At 74.7% G+C, this 13,978-nt stretch carries 12 protein-coding genes; 4 read left to right on the top strand and 8 right to left on the bottom strand.

Going from position 1 to position 13,978, the window contains the following annotated elements; genetic code table 11:
- Positions 1-55: 55 nt before the first annotated feature.
- Entirely contained in the window at positions 56-1,261 is a 1,206-nt protein-coding gene (locus G7Z13_RS07065) for a S8 family peptidase (RefSeq protein WP_165997097.1), read from the bottom strand.
- A 384-nt stretch (positions 1,262-1,645) separates the two neighbouring features.
- Here G7Z13_RS07065 and G7Z13_RS07060 point away from each other — a divergent pair, with 384 nt between their 5' ends.
- Positions 1,646-2,449, top strand: coding sequence for an SGNH/GDSL hydrolase family protein (locus G7Z13_RS07060; protein ID WP_165997095.1), 804 nt, complete (start codon positions 1,646-1,648; stop codon positions 2,447-2,449).
- Between the two features lie 3 nt (positions 2,450-2,452).
- Here the strand turns inward: G7Z13_RS07060 and G7Z13_RS07055 are convergent, their stop codons facing one another.
- From G7Z13_RS07055 to G7Z13_RS07040, 4 genes are all read right to left on the bottom strand, one after another.
- Positions 2,453-4,030 (bottom strand): serine/threonine-protein kinase, encoded by a 1,578-nt coding sequence (locus G7Z13_RS07055; RefSeq protein ID WP_165997093.1) that lies wholly within the window; start codon positions 4,028-4,030, stop codon positions 2,453-2,455.
- Positions 4,031-4,134: 104 nt separating this feature from the next.
- Positions 4,135-5,640 carry a nickel transporter gene (locus tag G7Z13_RS07050; protein WP_165997091.1) on the bottom strand — a complete coding sequence of 502 codons (1,506 nt, stop codon included), beginning with the start codon at positions 5,638-5,640 and terminating at the stop codon, positions 4,135-4,137.
- Positions 5,637-6,995, bottom strand: coding sequence for a tetratricopeptide repeat protein (locus G7Z13_RS07045; protein ID WP_165997089.1), 1,359 nt, complete (start codon positions 6,993-6,995; stop codon positions 5,637-5,639). Before G7Z13_RS07045 ends, G7Z13_RS07050 begins: the two co-directional genes overlap by 4 nt.
- Positions 6,996-7,345: 350 nt before the next feature.
- Positions 7,346-8,878, bottom strand: a complete 1,533-nt coding sequence (locus G7Z13_RS07040) for a DUF4331 domain-containing protein (protein WP_165997087.1) — start codon at positions 8,876-8,878, stop codon at positions 7,346-7,348.
- A gap of 279 nt (positions 8,879-9,157) precedes the next feature.
- On the opposite strand from G7Z13_RS07040, the gene G7Z13_RS07035 reads away from it, so the two are divergent.
- From G7Z13_RS07035 to G7Z13_RS07025, 3 genes are all read left to right on the top strand, one after another.
- Positions 9,158-9,700 carry a sigma-70 family RNA polymerase sigma factor gene (locus G7Z13_RS07035; RefSeq protein ID WP_165997086.1) on the top strand — a complete coding sequence of 181 codons (543 nt, stop codon included), beginning with the start codon at positions 9,158-9,160 and terminating at the stop codon, positions 9,698-9,700.
- A complete protein-coding gene (locus tag G7Z13_RS07030; protein ID WP_165997084.1) occupies positions 9,697-10,509 on the top strand; it encodes an anti-sigma factor in 813 nt (270 codons plus the stop codon). The genes G7Z13_RS07035 and G7Z13_RS07030 overlap by 4 nt, the downstream gene beginning before the upstream one ends.
- A 126-nt stretch (positions 10,510-10,635) precedes the next feature.
- Positions 10,636-10,905 (top strand): hypothetical protein, encoded by a 270-nt coding sequence (locus G7Z13_RS07025; RefSeq protein WP_165997082.1) that lies wholly within the window; start codon positions 10,636-10,638, stop codon positions 10,903-10,905.
- Between the two features lie 63 nt (positions 10,906-10,968).
- Here G7Z13_RS07025 and G7Z13_RS07020 read toward each other — a convergent pair whose 3' ends face one another.
- Genes G7Z13_RS07020 through G7Z13_RS07010 form a run of 3 tightly spaced genes read right to left on the bottom strand, consistent with a single transcriptional unit; the run spans position 10,969 to position 13,928 of the window.
- Positions 10,969-12,165, bottom strand: coding sequence for a CaiB/BaiF CoA-transferase family protein (locus G7Z13_RS07020; protein ID WP_165997080.1), 1,197 nt, complete (start codon positions 12,163-12,165; stop codon positions 10,969-10,971).
- A 42-nt stretch (positions 12,166-12,207) separates the two neighbouring features.
- Positions 12,208-12,990 carry an ABC transporter permease gene (locus G7Z13_RS07015; protein ID WP_165997078.1) on the bottom strand — a complete coding sequence of 261 codons (783 nt, stop codon included), beginning with the start codon at positions 12,988-12,990 and terminating at the stop codon, positions 12,208-12,210.
- Entirely contained in the window at positions 12,987-13,928 is a 942-nt protein-coding gene (locus G7Z13_RS07010; RefSeq protein ID WP_165997075.1) for an ATP-binding cassette domain-containing protein, read from the bottom strand. The genes G7Z13_RS07015 and G7Z13_RS07010 overlap by 4 nt, the downstream gene beginning before the upstream one ends.
- Between the last annotated feature and the right edge of the window lie 50 nt (positions 13,929-13,978).

Below are 13,978 nucleotides of genomic sequence, written 5' to 3'. Positions count from 1 at the left end.
CCCCGGAGGCGTCGCGCGCCCCCGGGGAACCGTGATCACATCCGCTCGCGGAGCATCAGGGGACGAGCCTCAGCAGCCGGTTGGGCGAGCCGGTGCCCGGGCTGGTGACCTTGCCGGTGGTGGCGCCGGCGGTCAGCGCGGACGCGACCTGCGCCGGGGTCGCCGAGGTGTGGTTGGCCAGGTAGACGGCGGCCGCGCCCGCGACGTGCGGGGTCGCCATCGAGGTGCCGGAGATGGTGTTGGTCGCGGTGTCGCTGGTGTGCCAGCCCGCCGTGATGGAGGAGCCGGGCGCGAAGATGTCGAGCACCGAGCCGTAGTTGGAGTAGCTGGCGCGGGCGTCGGTGCTGGTGGTGGCGCCGACCGTGATGGCCTCGGTGACCCGGGCCGGGGAGGACGAGGAGGCGTTGGTGTTGCTGTTGCCCGCCGCGACCGCGTAGGTGACGCCGCTGGCGATGGAGTTGCGCACCGCGGTGTCCAGGGTGCTGGAGACGCCGCCGCCGAGGGACAGGTTGGCGACCGAGGGGCCGGAGTGGTTCCTGGTCACCCAGTCGATGCCCGCGATGACGCCCGCCGTGGTGCCCGAGCCGCTGTTGTTCAGCACCCGCACCGCGACGATCCTCGCCTTCTTGGCGACGCCGTAGGTGGAGCCCGCGATCGTGGTGGCCACGTGGGTGCCGTGGCCGTTGCCGTCCTGGGCGGTGGTGTCGCCGTCGACGGCGTCGTAGCCGTTGACGGCCCGGCCGCTGATCTGGGAGTGGGTGATGCGCACGCCGGTGTCGATGACGTACGCGGTCACGCCGCTGCCCGCGGTGTCCGGGTAGGTGTAGGTGCCGGACAGCGGGAGCGAGGCCTGGTCGATGCGGTCCAGGCCCCAGGGCGCGTTGGTCTGGGTGGCGTCGATGGAGACGCGCTGGTTCTGCTCGACCGCGGCCACCGCCGGGTCGGCGGCGAGTCTCTTCGCCTCGGCCGCCGAGAGGGTGGCGGCGTAGCCGTTCAGCGCGCTGCCGAACGTCCGCTTGACGGAGCCTCCGTACTCCTTGATGAGGTTCTTGCCCTGGCTGGACGTGGCCTTGAAGCCCGCGCCCTTCTTGAGCGTGACGATGTAGCTGTCCTTGATCGCGGTGGGGGAGTCGGCCGCGAGCACGGTGCCCACGGCCGGGGCGGCCTGGGCGGGGAGGGTGGTGAGCCCGCCCACGAGGGCGGCGGTGGCCAGGCTGGTTATCGCGGCGAGCCGCACCTTCTTGCTCCGCAGGTGTGCCATTACGAGGGAGTCCTCCTCTAGGCGGCGCGCGCGCCCCGGGTGGGGCGCCGCGCGTGTGGGGGATGCGCGCGTTGTCGCGCACACGGCCCGGAGCGGCGCGTACCGCTCCGGACTGAGGTAAAGCGTGGGTGATCTACGGGTGGGGAACAAGGGAGTTGAACACCCATCAACAAATCTGTCATGTACGCGAAATCAAGCGCACGGGGGCGTACGCGTATCGGTCCGGAAAGTGATCGGTGACGGTCCGAAAATCGCCGGAACCACGTGATGACCGATCAGGAACCAATCGGTAGCGCACACAAAAAGACTTGGCATGGACACTTCCCGTCAACACGCGTAGTTGGTACCACGGTTGAGGCAGAGATCCTGCTAAAGGGAGGTTGCATGAGACGTTCCCGACTTGTCGCATACGTGGCCTCGGTACTCCTCGGCGTCGTAGCGACGCTCACCGGAGCCACCGCGGTCCACGCGTCAGAAGCCGCCGCCACCGGATACGTGGCGCTCGGCGACTCCTACTCCTCCGGCGTCGGCGCGGGCAGCTACATCAGCTCCAGCGGCGACTGCAAGCGCAGCACGAGGGCGTACCCGTACCTGTGGGCCGCCGCCAACGCCCCCGCCTCCTTCCACTTCACCGCCTGCTCGGGCGCCCGCACCGACGACGTCCTCGCCGGTCAGCTCGCCCCGCTCGGCACGGGCACCGGCCTCGTGTCCATCAGCGTCGGCGGCAACGACGCCGGCTTCGCGGACGTCATGATCACCTGTGTGACGCAGTCCGACAGCGCCTGCGTCAGCCGCATCAACACCGCCAAGGCGTACGTCGACAGCACCCTGCCCGGCAAGCTCGACGCCGTGTACGACGCCATCCGCTCCAAGGCGCCGTCGGCCCACGTCGTCGTCCTCGGCTACCCCCGCTTCTACCAGCTCGGCACCGCCTGCCTCGGCCTGTCCGAGACCAAGCGCGCCGCCATCAACCAGGCCTCCGACCATCTGAACGCCGCGATCGAGAAGCGCGCCCTGAACCACGGCTTCACCTTCGGTGACGTGCGCACCACGTTCACCGGCCACGAGATCTGCTCCGGCAGCTCGTGGCTGCACAGCGTCAACTGGCTCAACATCGGTGAGTCGTACCACCCGACCGCGAACGGTCAGTCCGGCGGCTACCTGCCGGTGTTCCGCAGCGCGGCCTGACCCTCACGCGCTCGGTGAGGCGGAGGCCCCGTCCGACGGGGTCTCCGTCACACACGTCACCGAGAACGCCACCTTCCCGGACGTGGTGTGCACCGGCTCACGCACCTCCACCCCGATCGCGTTCTCGAACGTCCCGCTGTCGTCGTACGTCGTCACGGTCACCCGGTCCTGCGCGCTGCTGCCGCCGCCCGCCGGGAACGACAGCGTCTTCCACCCGCCGTCGAACGGCTCGCCGTCCTCGTCCACCCACTGGTACACGACCCGTGCCGGTACCCGGCCCACCGTGAACGTCGCCGTGAACCGCGGCGCGTCCTCGGCCGGCGGCGGACACGGCCCCTCGTACTCGGTGCGCGCCCCGGTGACCGCCACGGTCACCGACTGGGGCGGCGGAGTGCTGGAAGCGCTGCGGCTCGGGCGGGGACTCGGGCTCGAACTCGGCGCAGGGGAGGGGGACTTCCCGCCAATCTCCTCGTCCGAGGGCGTCGGCGAACCCTGCTGCACCGTGGGGGTGTCCGTGCCGGCGCCCGTGTTCCCGCCGTCCGGGTCCTCGCGGTTCAGCAGCGCGTACGTCAGCCCCGCGACGGCCAGCGCCAGCGCGGCCACGCCCGCGACCAGGGCGGTCACGGCCCGGCGGTCACGGGACGGCGGCTCCCGGCCGGGGGCGGTGGGGGTGGCGGCGCCGGTCGAGTGGCCCCCCTGTCCCGGCGGCGGGGCGGCGGCCCCCGCGGCACCCGCGGCGACGGTCGGCGCGTACGGCGCGTACGGCGTCGTCGGGGCCGTGTCCGCGTGACCGGCGCGCGGAGTACCGCCCGCGTCGACGAGCCGCAGCTCCCGCTCGGCCCGCTCGGCGGACAGCCGCTGGGCCGGGTCCTTGCGCAGCAGCCCCTCGATGACCGGACCGAGCGGGCCCGCCCGGCGCGGCGGCGGCAGCTCCTCGTCGACGATGGCCCGCAGCGTGCTCAGCGGGGTGTCCTGCCGGAACGGCGAACTGCCCTCCACCGCCGCGTACAGCAGCACGCCCAGCGACCACAGGTCGGACTCCGGACCCGGCGTGCGGCCCAGCGCCCGCTCCGGCGCCAGGAACTCCGGCGAGCCGACGACCTCACCGGTCATGGTCAGCGCGGAGCTGCCCTCGACCATGGCGATCCCGAAGTCGGTGAGCACCACCCGGCCGTCGTTCGACAGCAGCACGTTCGCCGGTTTCACGTCCCGGTGCAGCACCCCCGCCGCGTGCGCGGCCCGCAGCGCGGACAGCACCTCCGCGCCGATGCGCGCCGCCCGCCGCGGGGCGATCGGACCCTCCGCTTCCAGCAGCTCTGCCAGCGAGATGCCCCGCACCAGCTCCATCACGATCCAGGGGCGGCCCTCCTCGGTCGCCACGTCGTACACGGTCACCACATTGCGGTTCGCGACCCGCGCGGCGGCCCACGCCTCGCGCTCCAGCCGCGCGTACATCCGCTCCACGTCGGACGCGGCCAGCCCCGCCGGGGCGCGCACCTCCTTCACGGCGACCTCGCGGTGCAGCACCTCGTCACGGGCCCGCCACACCGTGCCCATACCGCCCTCGCCGAGCGGGGACATCAGCCGGTAGCGCCCCGCGATCAGCCGTTCACGACCCGGTACGTCGGAGACGGGCGTCCCCCATTCGCATCCGGGCGAAATCCCTGTTTCTTCACGAAAGTAGCTCACCCGAGTGCCGTTGCCGCCCCTTTGAGCACCAATCCGGCACCGAGGGCCACGACCACGGACGCCGACCCCAGCGGGGCGCCGCGCCGCAGCGCCCGCGCCAGCGGGCCCGCGGGCCGCCGGACCCGCGCCGCGAGGCCCGCACCCAGCCGGAACACGGCGAACCCGGCCGCGGTGAGCGTCACCGCGAGCCCCGCGCCGTACGCGACGACCAGCAGCAGCCCGAACCAGGCCCGCCCCAGCGCCGCCGCGCCGACCAGCACGACGACCGCGGAGGGGCTGGGGACGAGCCCTCCGGCGAAACCGAGGAAGAGGGTGCCGCGGAGGGAGGGGCGGGGGTGGGGGTGTGGGTGGTCGTGGGGGTGGGGGTGGGGGTGGGCGTGCTCGTCAGCGTGGTCGTGGTCGCGCTCGTGTTCGTCGTCGTGGGAGTGGGCGTGGGCATGACCGTGTGAGTGCCCGTGCTCATGCCCGTGCCCGTGTCCTCGGTTGCGCCAGGCCCGGCGTACGAGGGTCACTCCCGCCGCCGTGACCAGGGCGCCGCTCGCGATGCCCAGCCAGGCGACCACGGACGGCGCGGCCGCCGAACCGGCCGTGACGAGCAGGCCGAGGGCGACCACGCCGAGGGTGTGGGTGGCCGTGACCGACGCGGCCAGCGGCAGCACGTCCCGCAGCCGGGCCCGGCCGCCGCGGGCCGCCGCCGTCGCGGCCATCAGCGTCTTGCCGTGGCCCGGCGCCAGCGCGTGCAGCGCGCCCAGGCCGAGCGCGACGGCCAGGGCGAGCGCGGCGAAGCCGGGGGTGAGGTCGTGACGGGCGACCAGGGAGCCGAGGGCGCTGGTGAAGCGGTCGGCGCCGCGCGGCAGCACGGACGCGGCGGGCGCGTCCCGGTCCCCCTCCCCGGCGAGCCCGGGGCCGCCGGGGCGCAGGCGCAGCGACGCCGAGGTGGTGTCGGCCGGCGAGGACAGCAACTCCTCGGGATAGCGGGTCAGTTCCCGGGACACCGACTCCTCGGGCACGTCCGACGCGGTGAGCGTCGTACCGTCGCCGCGTGCCGTGATCTCCCGCCAGCCGGGGCCGACGGCCGCGCCCGCGCCGCGGAAGCCGACGGTCACCGGGCCGTCCTTGGGGAGCGGGGCCGTCAGCCGGCATTCCACGCGGAGGGTGTCGAGCCCCGCCCTCCCCGGCCGGACGTGTCCGGCGGCGGTGACGACGGTGAGCGGGACGCCGCGTCCGCCGACGGTGACCCGGCTGTCGCGCGCGGCCCGCGCGCACCGCTGCCGGGCCCAGGCGTCCAGGCCGCGCCGCTCGATCGCGGGCCGGGCCTGCGCCGCCGGGATCTCGGCGAAGTCCTCGACGTGCTCGACGCGCAGTTCGCCGGGGCCGGCGACCAGCCCGTCGTACTGGCTGACGGTGAAGTCGCCCAGCGGATGGGCTGCGGCGGTCCCGGCGGGCAGCAGGACGAGCGCGCAGGCGGCCACGGCGGACGCGGCGAGGTGGCGGGGCCTCACTGAGCGCCCCCCAGGCCCTTGAGCGCAGCCCTCGCCTCGCGGGCGCCCCGCGGGGAGAAGCCCGGGTTCAGCCCCAGCGCCGCGGTGAGGGAGGCGCGGGCGTCCGCGTCGCGGCCCAGCGCCCGTTCGATCATGCCGCGGTGGTAGTGGAACGCGGCGTCGCGGTAACCGGTCGCGGTGGCCCGGCGGGCGTACGCCAGCGCCTCGGCGTCCCGTCCGTTCGCGTGCAGGGCCCAGGCGAGCGCGTCGGCGGTGTGCACCGTACGGCGGCGCTCCCACTCGGCGCGGGCCGCGCGCAGCGCCGTTTCCGCGTCGCCGAGGTCGGCAGCCGCGAGGGCGGTGTCCAGATCGGGATTGACGCCGCCCGCGCGGGCGAGGTCGGTCCAGGCGCCGACGAGGGCGTACTGCGCACGCGCCTTCGCCTTGTCGCCCCGCGCCTCGTACAGCTCGCCGAGCAGCACCAGCGGGCCGGGCAGCGGGGCGCGGGTGACGACCCGCTCCGCCGTGCGGACCGCCCCCGCCAGGTCGCCGCGGGCGGCCTGGGCGCGCGCCCGGCCCTCCAGCGCGGGCAGCTGGCCGGGGTCGGCGGCGAGGGCGCGGGCGTAGTGCCGCAGGGCCGCCGCGTGGTCCCCCCGGGCGAAGGCGAGCCGCCCGAGCGCGGTGGCCACGTACGCCACGTCGCCGGGCGCGCGGGCCGAGCCGAGCGCCCGCTCCAGGACCCGGCGCGCGGTGCGGACGTCGCCGCGCAGCTCACTGACGTACGCGTACCGCGTGAACACCGGTACGCCCGGCCGCCGGGTGTCGGCGAGGCGGGCTGCGCGCGAGGCCTCGGGGTAGCGGCCCAGCTCGACCAGGGCGTCGATACGGCTGCACAGGGCGCGCTCGTTGTACGGGTTGCTCCGCAGCGCGCGGTCGGCGTGGCGGAGCGCGCCGGTGAAGTCGTGCCGGGCGGCGGCGAGGGCGGCGCGACCGGCGAGCGCCTGGTCGTTGCCGGGCCGCAGGGCCAGCGAGCGGTCCAGGGCGCGTTCGGCCCGCGGATAGCGGGAGGGGTCGCCGGTGGTCCGGGCCTGCTCGACGTAGGCGAGAGCGAGGGTCGCCCAGCCGGTGAAGTCCCTCGGCTGAGCGCGCAGATGGGCCTGGAGCGCGGTGACGCCCGCGTCGAGGTCGCCCTGCGGGAGCAGGGCCGGGGACACGGGCGCCGGGGACACCGGCCGCGGGCCGGGCCGGCCGGGCTCGCCGACCGCGATCGACGTGCCCGTCAGGGCCACCGCCAGCAGCGCGGCACAGCCCGCGAGCCGCAGGGCGCGCCCGCGCCGTGACCCGGTGTCGTTGTCGTGCGTCGTACGGGGGACCATGCCTCTCCTCGTGCGGCGGTACGGAAGGTGGAGCGGAGGCCGCGCGGCGGTGGGGTCGTCGTGCGGCGGTGGGGGAGGGGGCGCGGTGGTGCCGGGGCGGGGGCCGGGAAGGTGATGTGGTGGTGCCGGGGCCGGCCCCCAGGCGGTGGGGTGTCGTGAGGCGGCGGCCCGGCGTGAGGCACCGGTGCCGGGGCGGTGCGTCCCGGCATCCGCGCCGTACGGGGACGGCGCCTGCGCCGCCGGGCGGTCCCGCCCACGGGCGGGCGTCCCCGCCGTACGGAAGAGGGCGCGGCCCGCGCCGTGGGGGTTGGGGAGGTACGGGCCGCGCCGGTCTCGGGAGGGCCGCCGGGTCAGTAGGCCCGGCCCCTGCCGCGGCGCCACCACGCCAGCGCCGCGCCGATCAGCAGGACGCCCAGCGCGCCGGCGCCCGCGGACAGGGCGATGAGGGAGGTGTCGGCGCCGCCGGAGGACGCGCCCGCGGGGCGCAGCGCGTCACCGAGCCCGCTGCGGACGTCGGCGTTTCCGGAGGTGCCCTGGGCGAGCGGGCCGCGCGAGCCCTCCGCCGGCAGGGCGAGATACGGGAACGCCTTGCCGAACTTCTTGTCGTTGGCGTCGACCGCGTCCCCCAGGTCGTTCTCCGCGCCGACCAGCTCGCCCTCGACCACCTGCAGCGCGGCGTCGATCACGTCGTCGGTGAGCCGGCGGCCGTTGGGGAAGCCCGCGGTGTCGCCGTCGAGGACACCGAGCCGCTTCGGGTCCTTCGCGGGCTTGACCGCGGTGTTCAGGCGCAGCTGCTCCGCCGGGGTGACGTGCGGCGGCTGGTTGAGGTCCTTCACGCCCTTGAGGAAGACGTCGACGAGGTCGGTGCGCGGCTCGGCCGGGGCCTTGATCTTGTAGATGGCCTCGATGAGCTTCGGCAGCTCGGGGTGGGTGACGTTCTTCAGGAACCTCGCGTCGTCGCGGGGCGTGGAGGCGTTGAAGACGTCCTTGTCCTTCTGCGGGTTGACGACCTCGTTTACCAGCGGATTGCCCAGCCGCGACACCTGCCGGAAGTGCCCCTGGGCGTTCTTGCGCTGGGTGGTGGACCAGATGCCGACGACCGGCTGGTGCGCCGACTCGGTGATCAGGTCCGTGGGGACCTGGAGCGCGATGGAGTTGACGTTGTAGCCCTTGAGGGTGTCGTTGCCGACCTCGGTGAGGTTCCCGCCGTACAGCAGGTCGAAGACGCGCAGGTCCAGGAAGAACGGGTCGTCCGCCTGCCCGGCGAACGTCGTCGCGCCGCCGGGCAGTTCCCGTACCGCCTGGGCGCGCAGTTCGCCGTAGTCCGGCATGGACGCCTTGCCGACGTTCGACGGCGCCACCGGCACCTCGGCGGCGATCCTCGTGCGGGACACCGGGCGCAGGTTCTTCAGCCGGATCAGCTCGATGTCGTACGTCTGTGTCACGTTCAGGTCCGGGTCGTCCAGGCTCTCGACCGGCCCGGTGTTGTACAGGAACGTGTTGCCGTTCTTCACGTGCGTGCGGAAGGTGTAGCGGAAGACCAGGTCCTCCCGCGCGTCCCCGTCGCGGTCGACGCGCAGGTCGTACTGCGCGTCCTCGGCGAAGGGGAAGAAGTTCGGCCCGCCGGCCGGCTCCTCGAAGGGGATCCAGTTGGCGATGAGCGTCGTCGTGTCCGGCTTGTCGGGGCTGACGAACGCGTAGAGGTCGGTGTTGTCGAACTGCGGGGTCCCGGAGATCAGCGGGGCCTCCCGGTGGCTGGAGGCGGCGGCCGCCCCCGGCTCCAGCGCGGTCACACCGGCGGCCGCGAGCCCCCCGGCGGCCAGCGCGCCACACACGAGCGCGGTCACGCCGCGTCCGGCCCCGCTCCTGGAGATAGCTGTCATGCCGTCCGTCCTCCGTGCCTGCTTGCCTGACGCGGGGGATTCGGCACGGGCCGCGGGGCGGATTGGTCCGGTCGGGAAAAAATCCGGGAGCCCCGGAACAACGTCCGGAGTCCCGGAACAACGTCCGGCAGTCCCGGAACAACGTCGGGGAGCCCCGGAACACCATCCGGAGTCCCGGGAGGAAATCCGGGAGCCGGCCGGTTTCCCCGCCGCGCGACCCGCGTTTTCGGCCCGCTGATCCGTACTCCCGTCCGACAGGTGACAGGGAGGGGGAAGCGGGTGGAGGCGGACGAGCTTCTGCTGCGCGTGGCGGGCGGCGACCAGCGGGCCTTCGAGGATCTGTACACGCTGGTGTCCGGCCCGGTGTTCGGTCTGGTCAAGCGGGTGGTGCGGGATCCGGCCCAGTCGGAGGAGGTGGCCCAGGAAGTGCTGCTCGAACTGTGGCGATCCGCACGGCGGTTCGACCCGGGGCGCGGCAGCGCGCTCGCCTGGGTGCTGACCCTCGCCCACCGGCGCGCCGTGGACCGGGTGCGCAGCGCCCGCGCGGCGGCCGACCGCGAGCAGCGGGAGGCGCTGCGCGCCCGGGCGCCCGCCTTCGACCAGGTCGCCGAGGAGGTGGAGGCGGGCCTGGAACGGGAGTGGGTGCGCCGCTGCCTGCACCGGCTCACCGCCCTCCAGCGCCAGTCCGTCACCCTCGCCTACTACGACGGCTACACCTACCGCGAGGTCGCCGAACGGCTGTCGCTGCCGCTGGGCACGGTCAAGACCCGGATGCGGGACGGGCTGACCCGGCTGCGGGACTGCCTCGGAGGTGCGGCATGAGCCTGTTCGGGCGGCTGCTGCGCCGCGACGACCCCCACTCGCTCGCCGCGCCCTACGCCCTCGACGCGCTCGAACCCGACGAGCGGCGCCGGTTCGAGCGGCATCTGGCCCGGTGCGGGCGGTGCGACGCCGAGGCGCGGGCGCTCACCGAGGACGCGGTGCGGCTGGCCTTCTCGGCGGCCGAACCCGCCCCGCCCGCCCTGCGCGAGCGCGTCATGGCCGCCGTACGGGCCACCCCGCAGGAGGCCGCCGCCGCACCAGGGCACGCGCCGCGGCTGCCGCCGCACGTCTGGGGCGTCCAGCCGCCGCGGGCGCGGGCCCGCACCCCCCGGGCGCGCCCGCTGCTCATGCCGTTCGCGACGGTGACCGCCGCCGCGGCCCTCGTGGTCGCCGCGCTGTTCGCCGTCCAGGCGGAGCGGACGCGGGACGAACTCGCCGCGGAGCGCGACCGGGCACGTGAGATCGCCCACGTCCTGAGCGCGGGGGACGCCCGCGCGGCGTCCGGCCGGGACGCGCGGGGCCGCACGATCGGAGTAATCGCTTCCGTTTCGACGGGGCGCGCGGTGGTGACCCTGCGGGGGTACGGCGAGCCGCCCGGCGAACACGTGCACCAGCTGTGGCTCATGCGTCCCGGCGCGCCACCGCGCTCTCTGGGCCTCTTCGACGGCGATACGCCCTTGGCCGCGTCCGGCCTGGACAGCGCGGCGACGTCACTCGCCGTCACCGTCGAACCCGACGGGGGCTCAGACCGGCCCACGACCACGCCCGTTGTCCAACTCGCCCTGAATTCGGTCGGATTCGGAGAGTAATCGAAGACGCGTCGTCAACACCCTTATGGGGAAGGTGTTTCCTGTGACCGCGATACACGCGTGCCCCGAGGGGGCGATAGGGTTACCCTGCCCGGGCCGGGTGGACTCGTACGGGTGGGGAGTGACATGGAACAGATAACTGTGCGCAGCAGGGCCAGGGTCCCTGCGATCACCTACGGAAGCAGCGCGAGCAGTACGCGCCTCGACCGCCATCTCGCGGTGCTGGCGGGTCCCGCCGTGCCGCGGCAGAAGACGGCCGAGGCCACCTCGCTGATGCTGGAGCTGACCGCGCGTGAGCCCGCGCACCGTCCCAGCGCCACGGGCGCCCGAGTGAGCCGCGTCTCGCTCTTCGCCCCGCTGCGCAGGCTCCGCCGCACCCTGTTCGGCGGGCACTGACCGGCACGGGCGCTCCCCGAGGACCGCGTCCCGGACCCCGGGGGCCGCTTCCCCGAACCGCGCTCAGGCCGCCACACCGTCCCGGCGCAAGGCTGCGATCTCGTCGTCCGTCATCCCCACGGCACGCAGCAGCGCCTCGGTGTGCCGGCCGAGCGCGGGGACGTCACCCATCCGTGCGGGTTCCCCACCCGGCAGGGTGATCGGCGGCAGCAGCGCCCGCAGCGGCCCCACCGGCGAGCCCACCTCCCGCCACCGCTCCCGCGCCGCGAGCTGCGGGTGCTCCGCCACCTCGCGGACGTCCCGCAGCCGCGCGCACGCGATCCCCGCCCCTTCCAGCCGTGCCAGCGCCTCGTCGGCGTCCAGCACGCTCAGCGCCTTCGCCACCAGCTCGTCCGTGCGGTCCCGGTTCGCCACCCGCGCCGCGTTCGTCGCGAACGCCGGGTCCGTGCCCAGCCCCGGTTCGCCCAGCACCCGTTCGGCCAGCCGCCGCCACTCCCGGTCGTTCTGCACCGACAGCAGCACCCGCCCCCCGTCCGCCGTCGGGTACGCGTCGTACGGCGCGATCACCGCGTGCGCGAGACCGGTGCGCGCCGGGGGTGCGCCGTCGTGCATCGCGTGGTGCAGCGGATGCCCCATCCACTCCGCCAGCGCCTCCAGCATCGAGACCTCCACCGGCCCGCCCCGCCCGGTCGTCCCCCGCCGCACCAGCGCGGCCAGCACCCCGGAGAAGGCGTACATGGCGGCCGCGATGTCCGCCGCCGGAATGCCCGCCTTCACCGGCTGCTCCGGCGTCCCGGTCACCGACACCAGGCCCGCCTCGCACTGCACGAGCATGTCGTAGGCCCGCTTGTCCGCGTACGGTCCCGACCCGCCGTAGCCGGATATGTCCACGGCGATCAGCCGCGGGTGCGCCGCGCACAGCGTCGCCGCGTCCAGGCCGAGCCGGGCCGCCGCGCCGTGCGCGAGGTTCTGCACGAACACGTCCGCGTCAACGATCAGCCGCCGTACGACGTCCAGCCCGCGCGGGTCCTTCAGGTCCAGCGCGATCGACTCCTTGCCCCGGTTGCACCACACGAAGTGCGAGGCCAGACCGCGGGCGGCGGTGTCGTAGCCGCGCGCGAAGTCGCCGCCGTCGACCCGCTCCACCTTGATCACCCGCGCGCCGAGATCGGCGAGCTGACGGGTGGCGAACGGGGCGGAGACGGCCTGCTCGACGGCGACGACGGTGATGCCCTCCAGGGGCAGGGGAAGACGCTCCATGGGGTGGATCATGCCCCTGCCCAGGGACTCTGTCAGCAGCGGTTACCGGTTCCCGGCCGAGAACCGGCGCACGGCGGCCGGGGCGAACACGGCGATCAGCACCGCGCACCAGGCCAGCGAGCCCGCGACCGGATGCGCCACCGGCCAGGCCGCCCCCTGCGGCACCGGGGCGTTGCCGAAGAGGTGCCGTACGGCCGTGGTGACCGCGCTGATCGGGTTCCACTCGGCGAGGGCGCGCAGCCAGGCGGGCAGGCCCTCGGTGGGGATGTAGGCGTTGGACAGCAGCGGCAGCACGAAGGTGACCGCACCGAGCTGGCCGGCCGCCTCCTCGTCGCGGGTGAGCAGACCGAGGAAGATGCCCGCCCAGACGCAGGCGAACCGGAACAGCAGCAGCAGGGCGACGGCCCCCGCCGCCCCGGCCGCCGATCCCTCGACGCGCCAGCCCATCGCCAGCCCCACCAGCAGGAACGGCACCGTGCCCGCCGCCGTGACGACCAGGTCCGCGACGGCCTGGCCCAGCGGCACCGCGGCCCGGCTGACCGGCAGGGTGCGCAGCCGGTCGGTCACGCCCCGGTGGGTGTCCTGGGCGGCCTGGAACATCCCGGTCATCACCCCGCCCGCGGCCGTCGCCACCAGCAGCCCCGGCACCAGGAAGGAGCGGTACGCGGCGCCGGGCATGGCGAGCGCGCTGCCGAAGACGTAGCCGAAGAACAGCAGCATGGTGACCGGCATGGTCTGGGTGAGGATCAGCAGCCCCGGGTTGTTGCGGGCCCGCTGGAGCTGGCGGGCGAGCAGGGCGGTGCCGTCGTGGGCGAGCGTGCTCATGCGGCGGGCTCCTTCTCGGTGAGGCGCAGGAAGACGTCGTCGAGGGTCGGTGGCCTGAGGCTCGCGTCGAGCAGCGGCACGCCCGCCGCGTCGAGTTCGCGCACCAGGCGGGGCAGGGTGAGCGTGGTGTCGCGGGTGACCGCGCCGACGGCGGCCCGGTCGTGGTCGAAGACGGGGCGTCCGCCGGTGAGCCGGTCGAGGACACCCGCCGCCCGCACCATCGCGCCGGCGTCCGCGACGACCACCTCCACGTGTGTCCCGACGAGTGCCTTCAGTTCGGCCGGGGAGCCGGTGTGCGCGACCCGGCCGTGGTCCACCAGGGCGATGTCGTCGGCGAGCCGGTCGGCCTCCTCCAGGTACTGGGTGGTCAGCACCACCGTCGTGCCGTCCGCCCGCAGCGCGCGCACCGCCTCCCACACGCCGCTGCGGGACACCGGGTCGAGGCCGGTGGTCGGCTCGTCGAGGAACAGCACCTCCGGGCGGCGGACCAGGCTCGCCGCCAGGTCCAGCCGGCGGCGCATCCCGCCCGAGTAGGCCGAGGCGGGCCGGTCCGCGGCCTCGGTGAGCCCGAAGCGCTCCAGCAGCTCGTCGGCGGCCCGCGCCGGTCCGCGCACCCGGTGCAGCCGGGCGAACAGCCGCAGGTTCTGACGCCCCGTGAGGTCGCCGTCGACCGACGCGTACTGCCCGGTGACGCCGATTCGGCGGCGGACCTCCGCCGCCTCGCGGACCAGGTCGTGCCCCGCGATCCGCGCCGAGCCCGCGTCCGGGCGCAGCAGCGTGGTCAGCAGCCGGACGGCGGTGGTCTTGCCCGCGCCGTTCGGGCCGAGCAGCCCGCAGACCGTGCCCCGGGCGACCGCGAGATCCAGCCCGCGCAGGGCGCGCACCTCGCCGAAACGCTTTTCCAGTCCTTCACTAAGTACAGCGTACGTAGTAGTCATGACCCGACCATAGCGCACTACGTACGGTGTACGTAACTACGATGGTGGGC

This window comes from Streptomyces sp. JB150, assembly GCF_011193355.1.
Taxonomy (GTDB): Bacteria; Actinomycetota; Actinomycetes; order Streptomycetales; family Streptomycetaceae; genus Streptomyces.
The sequence above is the reverse complement of the archived record's forward strand: the minus strand, read 5'-3'. Positions and strand labels throughout refer to the sequence as shown.